Here is a 24828-nt window from a genome sequence, read left to right on the forward strand (position 1 = left end):
AAATCCAAGCGCTTACTAAGCGAAGCTTAGTGCTTGAATTGAACGCGGAGAGCTTGCCTCGAAGCTGGCCATTGCCAAGCGTCTTTATGGTCGCCATCAATATCTTTTATGTCATTCATCTGCCGCTAAGCTTGGCCAGAAATTGCATCCCTGAATTCCAGACATTCGCCACATCCCAGTGGCTTCCACGTGCTAAGCGGACCTCCCGCTTCGCAACAAGTTGCTTCGCGTTCCACTAGGGCAATAAGCTGCGTTTATTAAGCACCCTATTGTCACCTCCATGTGTCCCTTAAAGCGAGCACAAGTGCTCTGAGATAAAAGAGTAGGTCATCGCCATACCCAAAGGGCATAAATACCCGAGGGCATGAAAGTGCCTAATACACGAGAAAGCCCGTTGCTGATACAACGGGCTTTTTTCGTTTATGCGCGGCATGACCGAACGAACATGGGGAAATAAATAGCCCGAACGCAGTGAGGTAACCATTCATGTGATAGGTCGATGATTGTTCCGTTCATAATCGACACTTCCGCCGTCCATGGCAGTCGTAGGGTGAATATCGCGTAGCGATGTGCTAATGGCAGAAAACTGTTCCAGACATTTTCTGCATTTACTACATCCATGTAGTTCAGCGCGAAGCTTTAGCGTAGCTGGCCATTGCCATACCCAAAGGGCATAAAAGTACCTTTATAGTCGTCATCAATATCTCTCAATCATCATTCGTCACATTTCTGTAGCTTGTGGATTATTTCCTTATTTTTAATGGATGAGGTTGGTAACGCTTCTCTATTCAGTTAATCACTTTATGCAAATTTTAATTGCTATGACGAAACTCTGTGCTATCGCTCATATCGAAGCAGAAAAAGTTATTATTATTTAAACCTATATTGGTTGCTTATTAGGTTGGTTAACTTAGTATTGCTGCATATTAGTTTTACGCAAATGAGGGATTATGATGAAACTTGAAATGATCTGTACGGGTGAAGAGGTATTAGCAGGTCAAATAGTCGATACGAATGCAGCTTGGTTTGCTAATACGATGATGGATCATGGTATTGAACTTCAACGACGCGTAACTGTTGGTGATCGCTTACAAGATTTGATTGATGTTTTTATTGAGCGCAGTCATTACGCGGATGTGATAGTCGTTAATGGTGGCTTAGGTCCAACGAGTGACGATATGTCAGCACTAGCTATGGCGCAGGCTAAAGGTGAAGATTTAATTGAAAACCAACAATGGCGTCAATCATTAGAAGCATGGTTTGCTAAAAATAATAGAGTGATGCCAGAGAGTAATCTTAAACAGGCGATGTTGCCCGAGTCTGCGATTATAGTTGATAATCCTGTCGGAACTGCTTGTGGTTTCAGAGTGAAGCTCAATCGTGCATGGCTCTATTTTACCCCAGGTGTGCCATTTGAATTTAAGCAGATGGTGAGCGAACAGTTTTTAGCTTTCATTAAACAGACATTTTCTTTGTCTGAGCCTACTGCAGTTTATAAATTACAAACCATAGGCCAAGGTGAATCCGCTTTAGCAGATGTGCTCGATAAGCTAGCTATTCCTGATGGGATTACTATCGGTTATCGTTCGAGTATGCCTTATATTGAAGTTAAGTTATTTGCTCGTGGTGAGCAGGCTATTGCTCAATTGTCTGCGTTAACATCTCAAGTCAAACAGTTACTCAGCAATGTTGTTGTGACTGAAAATATACCTACGTTAAGCCAAGCTGTACACGAGTTGTTATTACTTAAGCGTAAGACATTGAGTGTGGCTGAATCTTGCACGGGAGGAATGATTGCCAGTGATTTAGTTCGTTTTTCTGGCAGTTCTGCCTATTTGCAACAAGGTTTAGTGACTTATTCTAATGAGTCCAAGAATATGTTGCTTGGTGTTACTGTCAAAACATTAGCTCAGTATGGGGCAGTGTCTTATCAAACGGCTGAAGAGATGGCTGCTGGGGTAAGGCGATTATTGAATGGTGATTATGGATTATCAACTTCGGGGATTGCTGGTCCTGATGGTGGTAGTGATGAAAAGCCTGTTGGTACCGTTGCGATTGCTTTAGCGACTCGTGAGCAAGTATATAGCCAAGTTATTTGTTTTCCTCGTCGATCTCGTGAATTAGTGCGTCAACTTGCCACTGCAGTGGCGTTAGATATGTTACGACGTCATCTATTGGGTGAGTCACCTATTGTCGATTACCCGTCATATAAACGCATTAAATAGTACAAAGCCCGCAATTGCGGGCTTTGTTTTATGGAAGTAGCAGCTTAACCTGTATTGCGCATACCTGCAGCTACACCTGCGATGGTTAACATTAATGCCAGTTGCACATCAGCCGAAGCTTGTTGTTCTTTACGAGTACGTCCTAATAGTTCTGCCTGAAGGAAGTTAAGTGGATCAATGTATGGGTTACGCAAATTGACCGATTCTTTATTCCATGGAGTATGCGCCATTAGGCTATCATCACCGGTTAAGTTCAGTACTGCCTTAATGCCAGTATCTAAGCGTTGACGTAGGGTATCTCCTAGATAATGTAGATCTGGTGAAACTAAGCAGGTTTCATAGTAACGCGCTAAATTTGGTTCTGCTTTGGCATATACCATCTCTAACATAGACAGACGAGTTTCAAAGAATGGCCATTTGGTTGCCATCTCTTGTAATAATGCTAGTTCGCCTCTATCTGTTGCTGCTTGAAGTGCTTCGCCAGCACCAAGCCATGCAGGTAACATGAGCCGGTTTTGCGACCATGCAAAGATCCAAGGAATGGCACGTAAGCTTTCAATCCCACCATTGACTCTTCGTTTCGCTGGGCGGCTGCCCAATGGCAGGCTACCGAGTTCTACTTCTGGTGTTGCCGCTCTAAAGTAAGCTACAAAATCTGGCTCATCGCATACAATTGCGCGATATGAGTCTACTGACTCATCGGCAATACGTTGCATGGTTTCACGCCATGTTTGCTCTGGTTCTGGCGGCGGCAATAATGTTGCTTCTAATACCGCCGTTGTATATGAGGCTAAGCTTTGCAAAGCAAGTTTAGGTAAGCCAAATTTAAAGCGGATCATCTCGCCTTGTTCTGTGACTCGAATACGTCCAGCAACTGAGCCTGGGGGCTGTGATAAAATCGCTTTATGCGCTGGACCACCGCCACGACCAACGGTACCACCACGACCATGGAATAGCGTTAGTTCAACTTCGGCTTGATTGCAGATTTTAACCAGCTGCTCTTGTGCTTGATATTGTGCCCATGCCGCTGCCATTACCCCAGCGTCTTTAGCTGAGTCAGAATAGCCAATCATGACTTCTTGTTTATTTTTGCTATAACCACGGTACCAATCAATGGCTAATAATGCGCTGATACAGTCGGCGGCATTATTGAGATCATCAAGGGTTTCAAATAGCGGTACAACCCGCATAGGGTGAGGGCAACCAGTCTCTTTGAGTAATAATAAAACGGCCAGCACATCTGATGGTTTGCTTGCCATTGAAATAACATAAGATCCAAGTGATGAGGCGGGTTGAGTTGCAATCAGTTTGCAGGTGTCGACGACTTCTTGTACTTCTTGACTCGGTTGCCAGCAATTTGGAATGAGTGGGCGTTTATCGGTTAATTCACGTAATAAGAATGCCTGTTTTTCCTGTTCATCCCAATGGTTATAATCACCTAATCCTAAATAGCGTGTTAGCTCTGCTACTGCATCGCTGTGACGTTGTGCATCTTGTCGTATATCAAGTCGTAGTAAATGAATGCCAAAACAGGCTAAGCGGCGTAGCATATCTAATAACAGGCCATTAGCGATAAGGCGCATACCGCAATCACATAAGCTGTTATAAATCATTAGTAATGGCTGTTTTAAATCTTGCTCATGCCAGATAATGTCCGCAGCATTGATACTTGGGTGGCTACCATCAATACGTTCATTTAAATAATCGATGGTGTTTCGTAATCGTTGGCGTAAGTCTCTTAGTACATCGCGATAGGGTTCACAGCTATTATTGGTAAAGCTCAGCAGCTCTGCATTAGCTTGTTCCATCGATAACTCATTTACTAATAACACAACATCTTTTAGATAGAGTCTTGCCGCAGCATGACGGTTACGCAGTAAGACTTCTTCGGTCACTTTTGCTGTAACAAACGGGTTACCATCGCGGTCTCCACCCATCCAGCTTGAGAATTTTACCGGCGCAATATCAATGGGTAATTGGATATTCGTGCGCAGTTCAACTTGGTCGTTGAGTTGACGTAGAAAATCAGGTACCGCGTGCCATAGTGATGTTTCAATTGTCGCTAAGCCCCACTTAGCTTCATCAACTGGTGTTGGGCGTTCACGTCTAATTTCGTTGGTATGCCAAATTTGAGCGATTAACTGGCGTAGTCTTAGGTTGACTTGCTGATGCTCACGCTCACTAAGTTGGTTATTCTCTTGCTCTGTTAAGCAATCAATAATCGCTGCGTATTTTTGGATCAATGTCCGTCGTGAAATTTCAGTCGGATGAGCCGTCAATACCAGATCAATATTCATATTTTTCAGGCAATCAAGCATTTGCTGTTGATTGATTGGGCCATCTAACATGCGGCCAAGCAGTTGCTCTACGGGATCGGGTACACAAACTAATTCATCACAATCACGGCTAATCGTGTGGAATTGCTCTGCAATATTGGCAAGGTTGAGGAATTGGTTAAATGCTTTTGCAAAAGGCACTAGCTCTTCATCAGGTAGTGCTGCAAGTAATTCAAGCATCTGTTCACGTGCGGCGTTATCACCGAGTCGTGATTGTTTGGCTAGTTGTCTAATCAGTTCTATTTTTTCTAAAAAAGCATCGCCGAGATGAGCTCCCATGGTATCACCCAGAATTTGTCCTAGATGATTAACATTGGATTTTAATGTTGCATACATATCTTGCATCTATTGCTCCGCAGTACTGTTGCTGTAGGGGTAAAACCTTGTCTTAGCACAATACCAGTTGATCTAATCTGGTCAATGGCAGCAATTGGTTGATGCCATAAATAAACAGTTTATTGTGTGGTAGATCATTATTTAGTCATTACTAATTAATCTATTAATCCTTCATACAGGCATGAAATATCATCTGTTTTATGAGAGTTACGCTCTTATTTAAGTAGTGCATATCGATATATTCATTTGCTTGATGTGCTTGGTTAATGCTACCGGGACCAAGCACTAATGTTTGACAGCCTAGTTGTTTAATATAGGGGGCTTCGGATGCATAGTTAACGACCTCAGGTGTTTGATTAGCAAGTTCAGCGACAAGTTGGGTCCATGGATTATATTTGTCATCAGCAAAGGCTTCTGAGCCCGGATATAATGGATTAATCGTAATTGAGCCGGGATATTGCTGGCTAATAGGTAATAAATAATTGGCCAATATTTGCTCGAGTTCCTCAAGTGGCAAGCCTGGGATGGGTCTTAAATCGATATGTAACTCACAACAACCACAAATACGATTGGCAGCATCTCCACCTGTGATTTGACCAAAATTAAGTGTTGGATAGGGGACACTGAAATCAGTTTGATGATAATTCTCAGCTAGATCTTGCTTGAGTTTTAGTAGCTGCGTAATGATTTGATGCATGATCTCTATAGCATTTAATCCATTGGCAGGATCTGATGAATGACCACTGCGACCATGAACGCGGATCCCTTGGGCAAGGTGTCCTTTGTGCATATAAATGGGTACTAATCCGGTAGGCTCACCAATAATCGCGTAATCAGGGGCTATCTTTGTTTCAGCGGCAAATGCTTTGGCACCGTTCATCGTGGTTTCTTCATCCGCACTGGCTAAAATATACAGTGGCTTTTTTAATTGTGTAAGGTCTAGTTCACTTGTTGCCGCTAACACTAAAGCAAAAAATCCTTTCATGTCGCATGTGCCTAATCCATACCAGCGGTTATCTTTTTCTGTCAGTGTAAATGGATCTTGTTGCCATAAATGTTCATCAAATGGCACTGTATCAGTATGTCCCGCTAATAATAAGCCACCTTTGCCTGTGCCTATTTGAGCCAGTAAATTAAGTTTACCGCGACTATCTGTAACAGGCGTTATTGTGGTTTCAAATCCTAAACTTGCGCACCAATTAGCTAAATGTTCTATTACTGCTTGATTACTCATATCCATATCAGGAGTTAATGAGCTTACAGAAGGTAAGCTTATTAATTGGCTAAAGCTCTGTTTTAATGTAGGGAACATAATAAACCTTAAAATAGTTATTCATAAATATTGCATAATTAATTTTACGTGTTAGTCTAGCAAGTATTAAATATAACAACTACAAAACATAGTGCCTGAGATGAAAATAATTTACGCATTGTTAACCCCGTTTAACGTAAACCAAGTTACTCCCCTTCTACGACGATAATCTGTCATTCAGCGTTCCGCTGTGGGCCTTTGATTGTGCCCTAATTCAACTAAAAATCCCTACAACATACTATTAAGACACAAAAATAATGACTAAAAAAATAGCCGTAATAGGTGCTAGCGGTTACACCGGGGCACAACTATCTGAATTAATATTCAACCATCATCAGCTCCATTTATATGGTTTGTATGTTTCTGAAAATAGCTTAGATAAACACAAGCAATTGGCTGATTTATACCCTTGCTATAGCCAAGTTAAATTACCTCTTCAAGGTTTATCTGATGCGGCCAAAGAGGATATTGCTACGCAGTGTGATGCTGTTGCTTTAGCGACTGATCATAAGGTGAGCTTGCATTTAGCGGCGTGGTTTCATCAGCAAGGATTAACGGTATTTGATTTAAGTGGGGCTTATCGTTTCAAGGATATCAATCTATATCCGCAGTGGTATGGCTTTGAACATGAGTATCCTGAGCTATTAGCACAATCAGTTTATGGGCTCACTCAATGGCATGCATCTGCTATTAGTCAAACTAAGATGATTGCTGTACCAGGCTGTTACCCGACAGCAAGTTTATTAGCATTAAAGCCAATTGCCGATATGGTTGATCAGCAAGCATGTGTTGTTATTAATGCGGTAAGTGGTGTCAGCGGCGCAGGTCGAAAAGCTAGCTTACATACTAGCTTTTGCGAAGTGAGTTTAGCTGCCTATGGTGTATTGAATCATAGGCATCAACCTGAGATTGAAGCTTATTCTGGCCTACCAACTATTTTTACTCCTCATCTTGGTAATTTTAAACGAGGTATTCACGCCACTGTGACTGTGAAAATGCAGCCTCAGGTCACTACTGCGCAAATTTCACAAGCCTTTCAAGTTTACAGTGACTCTGAAATCGTACATGTGCAGCAGCAACTGTTACCTAAAGTTGATGATGTTGTTAATAGTGAACGTTGTCATATTGGTTGGTGTTATGACTCGGATAAGTCTTATTTAGTCATGACAAGTGTGATTGACAACTTAATGAAAGGGGCTGCAAGTCAAACGCTTGAATGCATAACTATTCATTATGGTTTAACGGCTTAAATGGAGGTAATTATGAGTACAGTAACTGGAACCGTGTTGGTCATTAAAGTGGGCGGTGCATTATTGCAGTGCGAAATGGGCATGGCGCGTTTGATGGACACGGTTTATCAGATGCTCAGTCGTGGTCAAGCTATTGTTATTGTGCATGGCGGTGGTTATATGGTCGAAGAGCAATTACAAGCTAACCAAATGCAAACTCAAAAAGTCGATGGTCTACGTGTCACACCCGCAGAACAGATGCCCGTTGTGGTGGGCGCTTTAGCTGGCATGGCCAATAAGACACTGCAAGCTGCCGCTAAAAAAGCGGGGATTAATAGTGTGGGCCTTAGTTTAGCTGATGCCGATATGGTTACCGCCACCTTCAAAAATGGTCATTTAGGCAATGTTGGCAAAGTCAGTCCGCTCAATAGCCAATTTATCACCTTATTACTGGCTAACCAGTTAATGCCCATTATTAGTTCTATTGCGATTGATAACGATGGCAATTTACTGAATGTGAATGCTGATCAAGCTGCAACCGCAATAGCCCAACTTGTGGCCGGACAGTTGATATTACTCTCAGATGTGTCAGGTGTATTGGACGGTAAGGGGAAATTAATTGAACAGCTCAATCAAACTCAAATTGCTGAATTGGTTAAGCAAGGCGTGATTGATAGCGGTATGAAAGTAAAAGTTGAGGCCGCATTAGAAGTTGCCCAAACACTTGGAGAGCCCGTACAAGTTGCGAGCTGGCGTGATGCTAAGCAATTAGCGGAATTAGCGAATGGTTTGCCAGTTGGTACTCAAATACACCCTTAAGGAGATAAGTCTATGGACAACTTTTTATCACTAAAGCAATTAACTCAAACTCAATTGCATGACCTGTTGCAATTGGCGCAAATGATTAAAGCTGCGCCTACTCAATATAACCAAGCTTTAGCAGGTAAAAGTGTGGTGATGTTATTTGAAAAACCCTCATTACGAACTCGAGTGAGCTTTGATATTGGCATTAATAAACTCGGTGGGCATTGCTTATATTTGGATCAACAAAATGGTGCATTAGGTCAACGTGAGTCGATAGCTGATTTTGCTACTAATTTATCTTGCTGGGCCGATGCAATTGTTGCAAGGGTCTATAGCAATAAAACCATTAATGAACTGGCTCAGCATGCTAGCGTCCCGGTGATTAATGCGCTTTGCGATCTGTATCATCCATGTCAGGGACTTGCTGATTTGCTGACGTTAACAGAACAGCTAGGTACGCTTAAAAACACTAAGTTAACTTATATCGGCGATGGTAATAATGTGACTCATTCTTTGATGTATGGCGCAGCCATTATGGGAATGAAGATGACAGTAGTTTGTCCTGCAGGACATTTCCCTGATGGACAAGTTGTACAAGAAGCACAAGCATTAGCTGCTCAGAATGGTGGTTCGCTGTTATTAACTTCAGAGGTGAGTGACATCGGAGAGCAAGATGCAATTTATACCGATACTTGGATCTCAATGGGAGACAACACCTCATTTACTGACATTCAGCAGAAATTTGCGCCTTATCAAGTTAATCAAACCTTGATGCAGCAAGTCGGCACTCCCTATTTTATGCACTGTTTACCTGCTCACCGCGGCGTTGAAGTGACCGATGAGGTGATGGATGGCGAGCAGTCGCTTATCTTGCAACAAGCTGAAAATCGCATGCATGCGCAAAATGCAGTACTGGTTACTTTATTAGCTCAATAATCTTTACCTAGGAAAAATAATAATGTCTCTACAACAAGCAGCCAAAATCAAAAAAGTCGTATTAGCCTATTCGGGCGGGTTAGATACTTCCGCCATTATCCCATGGTTAAAAGAAACCTATGATAATTGTGAAATTGTGGCGTTTTGTGCTGATGTCGGTCAAGGTGCTGCTGAACTGGAAGGGTTAACTGAGAAAGCGCTAGCTTCTGGTGCGAGTGAATGCCATATCGTTGATTTAAAAGAAGCCTTGGTTGCTGATTATATTTATCCAACCATTGCGACAGGTGCTATTTATGAAGGTACCTATTTGTTAGGAACATCAATGGCGCGCCCAATCATTGCTAAAGCACAAGTTGAAGTGGCACGTCAGGTTGGTGCCGATGCGCTTTGTCATGGTTGTACGGGAAAAGGCAATGACCAAGTTCGATTTGAGGGCTGTTTTGCAGCACTTGCGCCTGATTTAAAGGTGATTGCCCCTTGGCGTGAGTGGCAAATGAAAAGTCGTGAAGATTTGTTAGCTTATCTGGCTGAACGTAATATTGCGACCACAGCTTCTGCAACAAAAATTTATAGTCGAGATGCCAATGCTTGGCACATTAGCCATGAGGGTGGCGAATTAGAAGATCCTTGGAATGAGCCTTCTAAAGGGGTTTGGACTATGACGGCTGCTCCTGAAGACGCGCCAAATGAACCAGAATATGTGTCATTAACCATTGAAAATGGTCGGATTACTCAAGTTAACGATATCGAGTTAACGCCTTATCAAGCACTGATGTACCTCAATGATGTGGCTGGCAAACATGGTGTTGGACGAGTCGATATCACTGAAAACAGATTAGTGGGTATGAAGTCGCGGGGCTGTTATGAAACGCCTGGTGGCACAGTGATGTTTGCGGGGCTTAGAGCAATAGAGGAACTGGTATTAGATAAAACCAGTCGTCAATGGCGTGAACAAGTAGGGGCACAAATGGCGCAGTTAGTTTATGACGGTCGTTGGTTTACTCCTTTGTGTGAATCGTTATTAGCGGCATCTGAGTCATTAGCCACATTAATGAATGGTGAGGTTGTGATAAAACTGTACAAAGGCCAAGCAGTTGCTGTTAAGAAGCGTTCGCCAAATAGTCTTTATTCAGAAGCTTTTGCGACTTTTGGTGAAGACGATGTTTATGACCAAAAACATGCTGAAGGCTTTATTCGTTTATATTCATTAGCGAGTAGAATTCGGGCTTTAAATAGCCACTCAAACACTAAATGACACAGTAAAGGATAACGACATGGCATTATGGGGTGGCAGATTTAGCCAACAAAGCAGTCAATTATTTACCTTATTTAATGATTCACTGCCAGTGGATTACCGCTTAGTTGAACAAGATATTATTGGCTCGATTGCATGGTCACAAGCAATAGCGTCAGTTGGGATTATTACCCTTGATGAATCTAATCAGTTACAACAAGCGTTAACTCAACTACTTAACGAAGTGCAGCAACAGCCTGAATTAATTTTAGCCAGCGGTGCTGAAGATATTCATAGTTTTGTTGAACAAGCACTGATTACTAAAGTGGGTGATTTAGGTAAGAAACTACATACTGGGCGTTCACGTAATGATCAAGTGGCGACAGATTTGAAGTTGTGGTGTAAAGCGCAGGGGCAACATGTACTTGGGTTATTGACCGGACTGAGACAGCAACTATTGTTGGTTGCCGAGCGTGAATATGATGCTGTGATGCCAGGCTTTACCCATTTGCAACGGGCACAACCCATTACTTTTGGGCATTGGTGTTTGGCTTATGTTGAGATGATGGAACGTGATATTTCACGTTTGCAAGATGCGCTTAAACGACTTGATACTTGCCCATTAGGCTGTGGTGCACTTGCGGGAACGGCCTATGCGATGGATCGCGTCGCGTTGGCACAATCACTGCAATTTGCAGCACCGACGTTAAATAGCTTAGACAGTGTTTCGGATAGAGATCATGTGGTAGAGCTGTCTGCCACAGCAGCGATTAGTATGATGCATCTTAGCCGTATGGCAGAAGATTTGATCTTCTTTAACTCAGGGGAAGCTAACTTTATTGAGTTAAGTGATGATGTTACATCTGGCTCATCACTCATGCCGCAAAAGAAAAACCCTGATGCATTAGAGTTGATAAGAGGCAAGACTGGACGAGTATATGGCAGTTTGGTGGGTATTCTAACCACGATGAAAGCGTTGCCTTTGGCCTATAACAAAGATATGCAAGAGGACAAAGAGGGCTTATTCGATGTGATGGATACATGGAGTATCTGCTTAGAGGTTGCACAATTAGTCTTACAAGGGCTACAGGTGAATCATGAGCAAGCCACATTAGCCGCCCTGCAAGGTTACGCTAATGCAACCGAGTTGGCTGATTATCTTGTTGCGAAGGGCGTACCATTTAGAGAAGCACATCATATTGTGGGCGAGCTTGTGGTTGCTGCAATTAAGCAACAATTAGCGATTGAAGCATTACCACTATCAACATTACAAAGTTATTCAGATGTGATTACTGATGATGTATTTGAGTGCTTAACGATTGAGTCTTGTCTAGCACAACGTCAAGCGCTTGGTGGCACCTCGCCAGAGCTTGTGAAGCAAGCTATTGCAGCAAAATCGAAGCTGAATAATTAGTGATAATAGTTGTCCACAAAAAAAGCGCGATAATTATCGCGCTTTTTTATGGGTATTATTGCTGTGAATTACTGGAATAGCTCCGAGCCGACATCTTTATTAAAGAGGTCACCCTCTTCAGTTTGAGTGTCACTGACATAATCAGTGGGTTCAGTTCCCGAGATGAAATATTCAAAACGCGTAGTGTAGTCCGTTTTACGAGTCAGTAAGCCCGTTGCTCGGTCAATACGCACAGAAACAATCCCTGGTGGCGGTGTATTTGGCGCTTCAGGTACACCTTGCAGTGCATGTTTCATAAACTCATTCCAGCCTGGCCCCGCTGTTTTTGCACCCGCTTCAGCGCCAGTGATCTGGCCTTGGCTATCGTTAGCATTCCAACTTGTACGGCCTAGCTCTCTACCATGGTCATCAAAACCAACCCATACTGTTGTCGCTAAGTTCGGCGTAAATCCACTAAACCAAGTGTCACGAGATTCGTTAGTTGTACCTGTTTTACCTGCAATATCATGACGCTTAACTGTTTTCGATGCACGCCACGCAGTACCATTCCAGCCTGTGCCATGCGCCCAATCTCCGCCACCCCAAATAACACTTTTTAACGCCTGTGTAATAAGGAAGGCATCTTGCGCTGAAACAATGCGTTTAGCAAAATGGCTATTTACATCACCGCAAGTTTCAATATCAATGCTGGTGTGATCAGTGCTTGGATTTTCAATACCTGCTATTTCTGTTGGGGTACTGCTGACTTCATCCTTCATTGCCGCAAATGGATCATTATGGTCAGCGGTCTGTGGATCTACAATTGCTGGTGGCGTACAAGCTAGAGTCGGTTCACTTTGTTCTATAATATGACCTTCAGGATCTTGGATACGATCAATATAGAAAGGCTTAACTAAATAACCACCGTTAGCAAATGTCGCAAATGCGGTAACCACTTGCATCGGCGTAACGGAAGCCGAACCTAAAGCGATTGATTCGTTATGCGGTAGATCGTCAGGATTAAAGCCAAATTTTTCTAAATCTTGAATGGTGTAATCAAGGCCTGCATGACGCATAGCGCGTACCGACATAACGTTAATCGACTTAGCTAAACCAATACGCAAGCGAGTTGGACCACCATAAACATCAGGTGAGTTCTTTGGTCGCCATGCTGTACCTTGACGAATATCAGGCTTATTGATTGGTGCATTGTTGATAAGCGTTGCTAGGGTATAGCCCTTTTCTAATGCTGCCGTATAAATAAATGGTTTAATATTCGAGCCCAGTTGGCGTTTAGCTTGAGTGGCACGATTGTACTGGCTTTGGCTAAAGCTATAACCACCAACCAGTGCCTCAATTGCACCATCATGTGGATTAATTGAGACTAAAGCACTTTCAACCTCAGGTACTTGAGATAGTTGCCATGCATCGGCGTTATGACGAACCCAAACAACATCACCCACTTTAAAGATATCAGCGGCTGTTTTTGGTGCTTTACCTTGGCGTTTGTCGGTAATAAAGGCGCGAGCCCATTTTATACCATCCCAAGCTAGAGTTTGTTCGCTACCATCAGCAAGCATGACTTGTGCTTGTTTATCCTCAATCTTAGTCACTACAGCGGCTTGTAGATCTTGGATAGGAGCAATACTATTTAGTGTTTTATTTAGCTCTGCTTTATCTTGTATTTGTGCAGCTGTTAATTGCTTTATTGGACCGCGATAACCATGGCGTTGATCATAAGCATAGAGGTTATTACGTAATGCATTTTGACCGTCTATTTGGAGTTTAGAATTAATGGTGGTGTAGACATCATAACCGCCAGTATAAGCTTCCTCTTCACCATACTTAGCCACTATATAATCACGCGCCATTTCTGAAATATACGGTGCGTATAAGTCAATTTCTGCACCATGATATTTGGCTGTGATAGGCTGCTCTTTGGCTTGTTCGTATTCTGCATCAGTAATATAACCAACTTCATGCATACGCATTAATACGATATTACGACGCTCTTTAGCTCGGCGAGGAGAAGTAATTGGATTGAGGGTTGATGGTGCTTTAGGCAGACCAGCAATAACCGCCATTTGAGCTAAGGTTAGGTCTTTTACATCTTCACCGTAATACACCTGTGCCGCAGCGCCGACACCATAAGCACGTTGGCCTAAATAAATACGGTTGATATAAAGTTCTAAAATTTCATCTTTAGTCAGTAATTGCTCAATATGGTAAGCGATAAAGATCTCTTTAACTTTACGGATAATGGTTTTATCACGGGTTAAGAAGAAGTTACGCGCAACCTGCATGGTGATGGTACTGGCGCCTTGCTTCTTTTGTCCTGTCGTTATCCATACTAAAGCTGAACGCAAAACACCAATTGGATCGACGCCGTGGTGCTCATAAAAGCGTGCATCTTCAGTGGCAATAAAGGCTTGTAATAACGGTTTTGGCACTTCATCTAGGGTGACGGGAATACGACGTTTTTCACCAAATTGCGAAATTAATTTACCGTCACTACTGTAAATACGCAGCGGGGTTTGCAGTTTGACCGTTTTGAGTGTTGCCACATCAGGAAGCTCTGGCAATACATAATAGTAAGCGGCAACAACGGCGCCTACTCCTAAGAGTGCGAGAGTGAATAAGGCAATAAGAATTCGTTTAAACCACTTCACTGAATATTTCCGATAATGAGAGTTAAGTCGAGCCGACTATTATATACCCAAGTTAACCTTGGGTGCGAGTGCAAGCAAATTTAGCAATGCGCAATGTATAGCAATTTGAATTAAAACGTTAACAGAATAATGAGGTTGGTTGTGTTGAGTGTAGACTATTTTGCCGAGCAGTTTATAAGATAACTAAATGAGGTTATATTTTTATTCGCGAATGAAATTGGAGCGATATACCCACTAAATTACTAATTAGCTATAGCCATTGTCTTACATTTTTTTCCTTAAAAAGCTTAATTATATAGGCTTTCTATTCGTTATCTTTAGATTAATTACCCCCTTATTTTAGATTTGCTTTTAGTATGGATCTTACCTTTTTAGGTTAGATATAAGCGCTAAGTATCACACTTAATTATTGACAAATGTAAAAAAAATGAACATTTTATACCTAATACTTTAACGTTAGGTTAACTTGTTAACATTGGCGTGAGTGAATAATAATAATTTGCAAGGATAGGTGCAGTGCTTTCTAAATTATGGAAGCGTCAGGCTCCGCATATGGTTGGCATCGATATTGGGTCTCATGAAGTCAAAGCCATATTGCTGAATAAGACGTCTAGGGGTTATAAAATTGTTGCGTCTGCGGCAGTTCCTTTGAAAAAGGGGGCTGTTAAGGATCATGATATTCGCGATCTTGATGCAGTTGTACTTGCGCTTGCTAAAGTCAAACAAAGTCTGCCGAAATCTGTCAAATATGTAGCTGTAGCCGTTTCAGGCTCTGCAGTGATGACCAAGGTCATTTTCATGGACGCCGCTTTAAAAGAGGATGAAATGGAAATGCAGATTGAAATTGAGGCTGACAATATTATTCCCTACTCACTTGATGACGTCAGTATCGATTTTGAAATTCTAGGTACTAATATTGCTAATCCAAGTAAAGTTGATGTGCTATTAAGCGCTTGCCGCACTGAAAATATTGATGCCAGAGTTGATAGTATTGACGGTGTTGATCTCTCGGTAAAAGTGGTCGATATCGAAGGTTATGCATTAGGTCGTTCTTACCAACTTATTGCCGAACAATTACCAGAAATTAATGATAATGAAGTCGTTGCAATGATTGATATTGGCGCAGAGATGACAACCTTTGCGGTGATTGAAAATGGTGAAACCACCTTTATTCGTGAACAAACCTTTGGCAGTGATTATTTAACTAAAGCTATCGTTTCTCATTACTTTATGAGTTACGAAGACGCTGAAAAAGCCAAGTTAGAACAAACCTTACCTGATACTTATGAACTTGATGTATTGATTGATTATCACAAACAATTGATCCAGCAAATCAAGCGTACCTTACAAATTTACTGCACATCTAGTGGCCACCTTAAGGTGGATTTTGTGGTGTTATCTGGTGGTGGTGCACAGATGGAAGGGGTGACAGATTTAATTCGTAGAGAGTTGAATTTAAAAGTTATTTTGGCTGACCCATTTAATTCAGGTTTATATGCTGATTTAAGTATTAAAAGTAAATTACAGCCTAAGATTGGGCAATATATGGTGGCCTGTGGCTTAGCTTTAAGGAGTTATAGCGAATGGCGAATATAAATTTACTGCCTTGGCGAGAGGAACTTAAAGAGAAGCAAAAACGCGATTATTTAGGCGTGCTAGGGCTTATTTTTGTGCTTGCTATTGTTGTGCTTTATATCGGTCAACTGTTTATTAATGGCATGGTTGAACGTCAAAATGCCCGCAATAACTTTTTAACTGAAGAGATTCAGATGCTTGAAGTTCAAATTGGTGAGATTCGAGATATTCGGGGTCGTAAAGACAGTATTGAACAGCGCAGTAAAATCATTCTGGACCTACAGGAATCACGTAATCTACCGACCCATATTCTTGATGAATTAGCACAAATTATGCCTGCAGGTGTATATCTTTCTAAAGTGGATAAAAAAGGCAGTTTGCTGTGGATAGAGGGACACAGTGAATCGAATAACAATGTGGCTAATTTTATGCGCAAAGTAAAAAGTTCGATTTGGCTAAAAGATCCCAATTTGCAGTCGATTAGTATTAAGGATAATGCTGAACATAAATTACAGGCTTTTAATTTACAAATTACCATTGTTGATGCCCCTAAAAATAATAATCTAGTTGGAGCTAAATAATGAAACTTAATTTGCAGCAGTTTAATGATATCGATTTTGAAAATATTGGTGGTTGGCCTGTTCAAGTTAAGGTGGTATTTGCAGCTGTAATGGGTGTACTCGTGCTGATTTTTGGCTATTTGTTTTTCTTATCTAGCGCTCTTGAACAGTACAGTGCAGCGCAAAATAAAGAAGCTGATCTACGTAATGATTATAAGTTCAAATATACGTTAGCTTCTAATTTAGATGTATATCGGCAACAACTTAATGATATGGAAGTGCAATTTAATACCTTATTAAGAATGCTGCCCTCGCAAAATGAAATGCCGAGCTTGTTGGATGATCTTACGTTTGTGGCAACCAATGCAGGATTGCAGATCCACAGCCTTGATTGGCAACCTCAGCTTAATCGCGATTTTTATGGCGAATTTCCAATTAATATGACAGTAACTGGCGATTACCATCAATTAGGTAAATTGGTTTCTGGCGTAGCACAGTTACCGCGTATTGTAAGCTTACATGACTTTGTTATTGAAAAGAGTGACGATAAATTAACCATGGAAATTCAGGCTAGAGCTTATCGCTTTATTGAGCAGCCAAAACTTAAAGGGCAAGGGAAAAAATGAACAAAATAGCCTGGTTAAGTTTGGTATTGCTATTAGTCGGTTGTGGTGACCCCACTGAAGAGCTGCAGCAATTTGTAGTAGAAACTAAGGCCAATAATAGTGGTCGTGTAGCACCTTTACATAGTACGCCCGATTTTGAGCATTATGCCTATCAATCACAAAATTTACGTAGTCCATTCTCACCACCGGTAAGAGAGACAATACAAGAGATTTATGTCTCTAATAAAGATTGCTTACAACCTGATATTAAGCGAGTTAAATCCAATGCAGAAAGTTATGCATTAGAGAGCCTAAAAATGCGCGGTACATTAAGTCGAGGTAAGCAGATTGTTGGTTTGATTGAAACCGATGATAACCGAGTATTTCAAGTCAATAAGGGTGATTACCTTGGCTTATATCATGGTCGAGTCGATCAGGTGAGTTCATCACAGATTAATATTGTTGAGCTTATCCCCGATGGGGCAGGTTGTTGGACCGAGCGTGTCAGCAGTATGGAATTAGCAACTGAATAACGATTATTAAGGATTTTTGCATCATGTCTGTTTTTAGCTGCAAACATATTTTAAATTTACTGGCTCATAAATGGTCGCTAGTTGCGACATTATTATGTGTTAGTTTTTCATCTACCGCATGGGCTGAAAATAAACTCGTTGATGTGAAATATCATACACTTGTGGGTAAACAGTTAGCGATTAATTTGGTCTTTGAAAAAGAGGTTGAACAGCCGAAAGTCCAATTGAATGCTGATCCTGCGACTGTCACCTTAACCTTTGCCAACTCAGTTTCGGCGATGACCAAAAATCCGATAGATATTGGTAAAGACGGCGTAAAGCAGGTGACGACAATGCCGCTAGATAGCGCGTTAAACGTTGAAGTTAAATTAGATGCAATGATGGCTTATCAAGCTAATACGAAAGCTAATGTGTACCAATTAGTGTTTAATGATGAAGTTAGTTATCAAGAACATAAACAGACCTTACTGAATCAAATTGAAGGCATAGATTTTAAGCGTTTTAATCAAGAAGGCGGTGAGTTAATTGTTAAGTTAGCTAACTCATCTGTTGCGGTTGATGTTGAGCAAGTTGGGGCAAAATTAGAAGTTAAATTCTATAACACTGGAATCGCTAACGATCTTTTATATGTCATGGATGTACAGGATTTTGCAACGCCGGTGAAGCAGTTTGAAACTTTCAAGGACACATTAACTGCGCGTATTTTACTTGATATTAATGGCCATTATAATTTTGAACATCATCAGATTGGCAATCAACTGCAATTACAGATTACCCCCAATGTTAATAAAGGGGTGATTCAAAAATCTAAAAAGTTCAAAGGTCGTAAGTTATCACTTAATTTCCAAAACATTGAGGTACGCACGGTACTGCAAATTATTGCGGATTATAACAATTTTAACCTAGTGACCAGTGATTCAGTCGACGGTTCTATTACCCTTAGATTGGATGATGTGCCCTGGGATCAAGCGTTAGATCTTATCCTACAAACAAAGGGGTTAGATAAGCGTATTGAAGGCAATATCTTGATGGTAGCTCCAAGTGCAGAGCTTGCAAACCAAGAAAGCCAACAACTTAAAAATCTGCAAGAAGTGAAGCAATTAGCACCGCTTTATTCAGAATATTTGCAAATTAATTATGCTAAAGCGACTGATATTGCGGAGTTGCTAAAGGGCAAAGACACCAGTTTATTATCAAGCCGTGGTTCAGTTGCCGTTGATGAACGAACTAACACCCTATTAGTTAAAGATACCGCTGACAGTTTAGAGAATGTGCAGCGCTTAATTGAAGTGCTTGATATTCCAATCCGCCAAGTATTGATTGAGTCACGCATGGTGACGGTCAAAGACAATGTATCTGAAGACTTAGGTATCCGCTGGGGAATAAGTGATCAGCAAGGTAATGATGCAACCTCTGGCTCGCTAGAAGGCGCTGAAGATATGGCGGGTGGCACCCTGCCATCACTTGATGATCGTCTTAATGTGAATTTACCTGCGGCAGTGAATAATCCAGCCAGTATTGCATTCCATATTGCTAAACTCGCAGACGGAACCGTACTTGATTTAGAATTAAGTGCGTTAGAACAAGAGAACAAAGGCGAGATTATCGCCAGTCCGCGGATCACCACCTCTAATCAAAAAGCAGCCTATATTGAACAAGGTGTTGAGATTCCTTATGTGCAGGCCTCATCAAGTGGTGCAACAACGGTAACCTTTAAAAAAGCCGTATTGTCGCTACGGGTTACGCCACAAATTACCCCAGACGATCGTGTTATTTTAGATTTAGTCATTACCCAAGATACTCAAGGTCAAACCGTTGATACTCCTACTGGACCCGCTGTTGCGATTGATACTCAGCGTATTGGTACCCAGGTATTAGTGGATAATGGTGAGACCATTGTTTTAGGTGGTATCTATCAACAGAATTCAATTAGTCGCGTAAGTAAGGTACCATTGCTCGGTGATGTCCCTTGGTTAGGTGCTTTATTTCGTAACTCAACAGATACGAATGAACGTCAGGAACTATTGATTTTCGTCACGCCAAAAATTGTCTCAGAGCAATTTTAACCTCAAAAATTATACCAAAATATAGACTATTTCGGATTATTCTTAAGCTTCACTTGCCTTTAATGGGGGTAAGCTGAGATAATCCGTGGTCAAGTCTCATAAGAGCAAGGTAACAAATAGGTCGGCTTGAGCTACGAATAAGTCGACATGGGCAAACTTTTCATAAGATTCAGACGAAAAAATGGCTGAAAAACGTAATATCTTTCTAGTAGGCCCAATGGGCGCAGGTAAAAGCACTATTGGTCGTCATCTGGCGCAGATGCTGCATTTAGAGTTCCACGATTCAGATCAAGAGATTGAGAGCCGTACAGGTGCTGATATTTCTTGGGTGTTCGATGTCGAAGGTGAAGAAGGTTTCCGTCGTCGCGAAGCTCAAGTGATTGAAGATTTAACCGAAAAACAAGGCATTGTCCTAGCTACTGGTGGTGGCTCGGTACAAAGTAAAGATATTAGAAATCATCTTTCTGCCCGCGGTATCGTGGTGTATCTTGAAACCACTATTGATAAGCAAGTTGCTCGTACTCAACGAGACAAACGTCGTCCTCTACTTCAAGTAGATGACCCTCGTGAAGTCTTAGAGAGTCTGGCAGAAGTTCGTAATCCGATGTACGAAGAAATTGCAGATGTGATTGTTAAAACTGACGATCAAAGTGCAAAAGTAGTCGCGAATCAGATTATTGAGCAATTAGGATTTTAGGCAGATCCCATTATGAAACAGGTTCAGGTTGAGTTAGAGAATAGACGTTATTCGATTGAAATTAACCCGAAGTTGTTTGAGGAAAGCGAGGCTTTGTCTCGCTTTCTGCTCAATAAACGCGTGTTAATCGTTACGAATGACACCGTTGCCCCCCTATATTTAAATTCATTGCAGCAGCTTATAACTGGTGCCAGTGAAGTCCGTTCAGTCATCCTTCCCGATGGCGAACAATACAAAACCTTAGCGTATCTCGATAATATTTATACAGCACTACTGGAGCATAACTTTAGTAGAGACAGCGTACTAATTGCGTTGGGCGGTGGTGTTATCGGTGATATGACGGGTTTTGCTGCAGCAAGTTATCAACGTGGTATTGATTTTATTCAAGTACCCACTACCTTATTATCTCAAGTTGACTCATCCGTAGGCGGAAAAACAGCCGTAAATCATGTGTTAGGTAAAAATATGATTGGCGCTTTTTATCAGCCTAAATATGTGATGATTGATACTGATTGCTTAACCACATTACCCGCACGCGAGTTTGCTGCAGGTATGGCAGAGGTGATTAAGTACGGTATTATGTGGGATAGTGAGTTTTTTAGCTGGCTCGAATCTAACGTACAAAAAATTAAGCAACTTGATGCTGCGACATTGAGCGACATGATTGGCCGCTGCTGTGAAATTAAAGCGCAAGTTGTGGCTGAGGATGAAACCGAGCAAGGTGTACGTGCACTGCTTAATTTAGGTCATACATACGGTCATGCGATAGAAGCTGAGATGGGCTATGGCGTTTGGCTGCACGGAGAAGCCGTTGCTAGTGGCATGATGTTAGCGGCGCAAACATCCGTACAATTAGGATTAATGACCGAATCGCAACTCGCGCAAATTAAAGCGTTATTATTACAATTTGACTTGCCAACTCATATTCCTGACGGCATGCATTTTGAACACTTTATTAAGCATATGCGGCGTGACAAAAAAGTATTAGCAGGTAAAATAAGATTGGTGCTACCAGAAGGGATTGGTCGTGCCGGCATTTATGCCAATATTACCGATGAGCAATTAAAGCAGGTGATTAATTAAATTAAACTAAGGATATGGTTTAAAGGTGAAAAAGGATTCTAACCTTCTGCCAACGCAGGACGCATTACTTCAAAGACTGCAGCATAATGCCTGCTATAGCCAGCAAATGGTTATGGTGGTCGGGAAGCAAGGCGCTGGTAAAACTCAAATTGCCACCAGTTTAGTGAGCGATACCGAGACCTTTAATACGGCATGGCTGACTTGTGCTAAGCATACCGATAGTGGTGAAATTCGCCGTAAAGTTGTATTCCAACTATTTTCAGATCCTATTTTTGATCAAGATGAATCTCTTACCGATATATTCATTCGTTTAGCTGCAGGTGTAAAACAGCACCTCCATATTGTGATTGATGATGCGCATCATATGCCATTGGCGTTATGGGCTGAGTTTATGGTGTTGAGTCAAATGAAATGTCATGGTTATCGTATTGCTATTACTACTTTTGTGAGTCCCCAGTTTAAACGTGAATTCTTTGGCGAACTCAGTGCCAAGCAGCGGTCATTAGTCTTACCTATTAGCGTGCCAGCATTAAGCCTGACTGAGCGTGAACAGTTATATGTGCAGCTCATTAATCAAAGTGGTGTTAACCCGTTTTTAGCTATTGATGTGATTAAAGAGCGCTTGGCGACGTTATCTGGTACCCCTAAAGATGTCATTGAACTCAGCAAATTAGCGATAAAACCCGAAATTATTGCCGCCGCTAAACCTAAGTGGCCTGTGATTGTTTCTGGCAGTGTGGCTTCAATATTAATTTGCTCTATTGCTGTTGCACTCTTATTTAGTGAATCAAGTGAAGTCGTTGCTGAAACATCGCCAGCGGAGTTAGTGACTGACACCGTGTTAGTTCAATCGGTTGTCGTTAATGATAAAGAGACTGATGATAACGTCAGTACCATTGCCGAACCAAGTATCAGCTTGGCAAGTCAATCCAATATTACTGAGGCGAATGCGATTGTAAAAAAACAGCCGTTTATTGATGATACTGAGGTTGTGGCTGAACTTGCTTTAGCACAGGATTTAGCTGAGTTGAAACCAAGTGAATTTGCAGACGTGACCCCAGATGAACAGGCGGCTGTAGAGATTTCATCTATTGCAACTGACAGTGTATTAACGGCAAACAGAACTGCTGAATTGGTCGCTGATAACGCGGTTTCTGTTGAAACCAAATCAGAGGTTGATGTCATTAAGGTAGATGAAGCGGCCATTAGTGCGAGTACGGCGGCTAACGCAATGGCTCAAGCAGAAGTCCTGACTGATGATGACGCACCAACTCAAGATAAAGCGCCGATTAAAGAGGCCTCGGATACGTTATTAAGTTCATCAAGTCCTCAGTCGGATGGTACTGATACAGCCGCGACTAAGCTTGCCAGTAATGAAGAGCCGCAAGCGCCAACAGAAGCCAAAATAGCTGCAATTGAACCAGAGGCTGTTGAGGATATAATGCCTGAATTAGCCGCTCTGCAGTGCCAGTTACAAAACAGGCAAGGTTATACCACCCAGTTGGGGACGGTTAAGCGACAAAAGACCTTAGCTAAATTTATTGCTGAGTTAGATATGCAAGATAACATCTGTTTTGCTCGGCAGAAACAATGGTTAATTGTGTTTGCTGGTGACTATCAAGACAAACAACTCGCATTAACCGCGGCAAAAGAGATGGAATCTAAATATCGTTTAAAGCAGGTTTTTGTGAGAACTTGGACCTCGTTAGCGCGTTATCAAGCTAAACATGTGGGTTAATATTGGTTTGTGTTAACTTGAAATAAATCACGAGATATTGATGTAATGATTGTCGCTAATTTTATTGAACTAGCCGTGCTGACGCGCTCATTTTAAGGTATACTCTGCGACTGTTTTTTTTAGGGTGTTGATCGGGTTAATGAGCAAAAAAACAAGAGCCTTCTTAAAATGGGCTGGTGGTAAATATAAATTAGTTGATGCGTTATCAAAGCATTTACCCCAAGGAAAGCGACTTGTTGAGCCTTTTGTCGGTGCTGGTTCAGTGTTTTTAAATACTGACTATGAGCGTTACCTGCTTTGTGACATTAACCAAGATTTGATTAATTTATATCAAATTGTGCAACGTCAACCTGAGCAATATATTACTGCGGCTAAAAAACTATTTGTCGATGAGATGAATGATAAAACGCAGTACTACAAGATCCGCGATGCATTTAACCAAAGCAAAGATCCCTTCACGCGTTCAGTTTATTTTTTATATATGAATCGCCATGGTTTTAATGGTTTATGCCGTTATAACAAAAAAGGCGGCTTTAATGTGCCTTTTGGTTCATATAAAAAACCTTACTTCCCAGAAAAAGAACTGCGTGCTTTTTCTGTAAAAGCTCAGCGAGCAGAGTTTAAATGTATTGGCTATGAGCAAGCATTTGAATTAACGCTGTCTGGTGATGTGGTTTATTGTGATCCACCTTATGCGCCATTATCAACCACGGCGAGTTTTACAACCTATGTGGGCGCAGGTTTTTCATTAGATGATCAAGCCTTATTAGCGAGACATTCGCGACATACCGCCGTTGAACGTGGTATCCCAGTGTTGATTAGCAACCATGATATTCCGTTAACCCGTGAGTTATATCGCGGCGCTAAGTTTGAGAAGATCCAAGTGCAGCGTAACATTAGCCAAAAGGGCAGCGCACGTAAGAAAGTAGATGAATTAATGGCCTTGTATGATCAAAGCTATCATTACGAAGAGTAATTCAATACTAAGTTAACCAATATTATTAATACTATTACAAATAATATTGCCATCACTATCCCAGTAATAATAAACACAATAGGCGAACCTTGAGCAAAGTCTCTGCGTCTATTTTGCTGGGATTGAACCCCCAAAAATGCTAGCAGTGTGCTACTGATAACTTGCCAAATATTCATTAATTATGATTGCGGGTCAGTAATATTATCAAGCGGCTTATCAGTATGACCATACAATAATTCTAATAAGTCCATAAAGTGCAGCTGACTAGAGCGGTTTGATCCTGTTAACCAATTTTTCCAATTTAGTTGATCATTACTCTTGGCGCAACGGTTGCTCGGGGCACTTACTGGTAAGTTAGCGTTGTAACTATTTATGTTGCTACAGATACATTGACTGGAGTGTAAAGGGCGGGGGAATACTGTTCTACAATTATTGCAGTGGTCGATAATGAGACAGACAAGAGTATGCTTGCTAAAAAAGTTGCAAGGTAACTAGGTAATACTGTCATATAACCTCCATGG

General features: G+C 41.5%; 19 protein-coding genes. 15 read left to right on the top strand and 4 right to left on the bottom strand.

All coding sequences use genetic code 11. The features are described 5' to 3' along the window. Nucleotides 1-953: 953 nt before the first annotated feature. On the top strand, nucleotides 954-2225 hold the full coding sequence (locus JCM15074_RS10510) for a CinA family nicotinamide mononucleotide deamidase-related protein (protein ID WP_025821164.1): 1272 nt from the start codon (nucleotides 954-956) through the stop codon (nucleotides 2223-2225). A 44-nt stretch (nucleotides 2226-2269) separates the two neighbouring features. Here JCM15074_RS10510 and ppc read toward each other — a convergent pair whose 3' ends face one another. After that, nucleotides 2270-4906: a phosphoenolpyruvate carboxylase gene (ppc, locus tag JCM15074_RS10515; RefSeq protein WP_025821165.1), complete on the bottom strand. Its 2637-nt coding sequence runs from the start codon at nucleotides 4904-4906 to the stop codon at nucleotides 2270-2272. 154 nt (nucleotides 4907-5060) lie between these two features. After that, a complete protein-coding gene (gene argE / locus JCM15074_RS10520; RefSeq protein ID WP_025821166.1) occupies nucleotides 5061-6209 on the bottom strand; it encodes an acetylornithine deacetylase in 1149 nt (382 codons plus the stop codon). A gap of 257 nt (nucleotides 6210-6466) precedes the next feature. Between argE and argC the strand changes: the two genes are divergently transcribed. Genes argC through argH form a run of 5 tightly spaced genes read left to right on the top strand, consistent with a single transcriptional unit; the run spans nucleotide 6467 to nucleotide 11826 of the window. Further along, nucleotides 6467-7459: an N-acetyl-gamma-glutamyl-phosphate reductase gene (gene argC / locus JCM15074_RS10525; RefSeq protein WP_025821167.1), complete on the top strand. Its 993-nt coding sequence runs from the start codon at nucleotides 6467-6469 to the stop codon at nucleotides 7457-7459. Between the two features lie 12 nt (nucleotides 7460-7471). Then, nucleotides 7472-8257 carry an acetylglutamate kinase gene (gene argB / locus JCM15074_RS10530; RefSeq protein WP_025821168.1) on the top strand — a complete coding sequence of 262 codons (786 nt, stop codon included), beginning with the start codon at nucleotides 7472-7474 and terminating at the stop codon, nucleotides 8255-8257. Between the two features lie 12 nt (nucleotides 8258-8269). Continuing rightward, nucleotides 8270-9178 (top strand): ornithine carbamoyltransferase, encoded by a 909-nt coding sequence (locus JCM15074_RS10535; RefSeq protein WP_025821169.1) that lies wholly within the window; start codon nucleotides 8270-8272, stop codon nucleotides 9176-9178. A 22-nt stretch (nucleotides 9179-9200) separates the two neighbouring features. Next, a complete protein-coding gene (locus tag JCM15074_RS10540; protein ID WP_025821170.1) occupies nucleotides 9201-10433 on the top strand; it encodes an argininosuccinate synthase in 1233 nt (410 codons plus the stop codon). A gap of 19 nt (nucleotides 10434-10452) precedes the next feature. After that, nucleotides 10453-11826, top strand: a complete 1374-nt coding sequence (gene argH, locus JCM15074_RS10545; protein WP_025821171.1) for an argininosuccinate lyase — start codon at nucleotides 10453-10455, stop codon at nucleotides 11824-11826. Between the two features lie 68 nt (nucleotides 11827-11894). Here argH and JCM15074_RS10550 read toward each other — a convergent pair whose 3' ends face one another. Next, entirely contained in the window at nucleotides 11895-14474 is a 2580-nt protein-coding gene (locus tag JCM15074_RS10550) for a penicillin-binding protein 1A (RefSeq protein ID WP_025821172.1), read from the bottom strand. A 516-nt stretch (nucleotides 14475-14990) separates the two neighbouring features. On the opposite strand from JCM15074_RS10550, the gene JCM15074_RS10555 reads away from it, so the two are divergent. The 9 genes from JCM15074_RS10555 to JCM15074_RS10595 all read left to right on the top strand — a co-directional run bounded on the left by JCM15074_RS10555 (nucleotide 14991) and on the right by JCM15074_RS10595 (nucleotide 24307). Beyond that, nucleotides 14991-16070, top strand: a complete 1080-nt coding sequence (locus JCM15074_RS10555; RefSeq protein ID WP_025821173.1) for a pilus assembly protein PilM — start codon at nucleotides 14991-14993, stop codon at nucleotides 16068-16070. Continuing rightward, the gene (locus JCM15074_RS10560; protein ID WP_025821174.1) at nucleotides 16058-16630 is read left to right on the top strand and encodes a PilN domain-containing protein; all 573 of its coding nucleotides are present in this window, start codon (nucleotides 16058-16060) and stop codon (nucleotides 16628-16630) included. Before JCM15074_RS10555 ends, JCM15074_RS10560 begins: the two co-directional genes overlap by 13 nt. Then, a complete protein-coding gene (locus JCM15074_RS10565; protein WP_025821175.1) occupies nucleotides 16630-17235 on the top strand; it encodes a type IV pilus inner membrane component PilO in 606 nt (201 codons plus the stop codon). Before JCM15074_RS10560 ends, JCM15074_RS10565 begins: the two co-directional genes overlap by 1 nt. Further along, nucleotides 17232-17747 (top strand): pilus assembly protein PilP, encoded by a 516-nt coding sequence (locus JCM15074_RS10570; RefSeq protein WP_025821176.1) that lies wholly within the window; start codon nucleotides 17232-17234, stop codon nucleotides 17745-17747. The genes JCM15074_RS10565 and JCM15074_RS10570 overlap by 4 nt, the downstream gene beginning before the upstream one ends. 23 nt (nucleotides 17748-17770) lie before the next feature. Continuing rightward, complete coding sequence (locus tag JCM15074_RS10575; RefSeq protein WP_084266990.1) at nucleotides 17771-19813, top strand: type IV pilus secretin PilQ; 2043 nt, start codon at nucleotides 17771-17773, stop codon at nucleotides 19811-19813. Between the two features lie 181 nt (nucleotides 19814-19994). Beyond that, nucleotides 19995-20510: a shikimate kinase AroK gene (gene aroK, locus JCM15074_RS10580; RefSeq protein WP_025821178.1), complete on the top strand. Its 516-nt coding sequence runs from the start codon at nucleotides 19995-19997 to the stop codon at nucleotides 20508-20510. A 12-nt stretch (nucleotides 20511-20522) separates the two neighbouring features. Beyond that, the gene (aroB, locus tag JCM15074_RS10585) at nucleotides 20523-21593 is read left to right on the top strand and encodes a 3-dehydroquinate synthase (protein WP_025821179.1); all 1071 of its coding nucleotides are present in this window, start codon (nucleotides 20523-20525) and stop codon (nucleotides 21591-21593) included. A 25-nt stretch (nucleotides 21594-21618) separates the two neighbouring features. Beyond that, nucleotides 21619-23331, top strand: coding sequence for an AAA family ATPase (locus JCM15074_RS23570; protein ID WP_025821180.1), 1713 nt, complete (start codon nucleotides 21619-21621; stop codon nucleotides 23329-23331). A 139-nt stretch (nucleotides 23332-23470) separates the two neighbouring features. After that, a complete protein-coding gene (locus JCM15074_RS10595; protein ID WP_025821181.1) occupies nucleotides 23471-24307 on the top strand; it encodes a Dam family site-specific DNA-(adenine-N6)-methyltransferase in 837 nt (278 codons plus the stop codon). Here the strand turns inward: JCM15074_RS10595 and JCM15074_RS24000 are convergent. Next, the gene (locus tag JCM15074_RS24000; protein WP_084266991.1) at nucleotides 24295-24483 is read right to left on the bottom strand and encodes a DUF2970 domain-containing protein; all 189 of its coding nucleotides are present in this window, start codon (nucleotides 24481-24483) and stop codon (nucleotides 24295-24297) included. The two genes, JCM15074_RS10595 and JCM15074_RS24000, sit on opposite strands and share 13 nt — an antisense overlap. Nucleotides 24484-24828 lie beyond the last annotated feature (345 nt).

This window comes from Shewanella marina JCM 15074, from assembly GCF_000614975.1.
GTDB classification, from domain to species: Bacteria; Pseudomonadota; Gammaproteobacteria; order Enterobacterales; family Shewanellaceae; genus Shewanella; species Shewanella marina.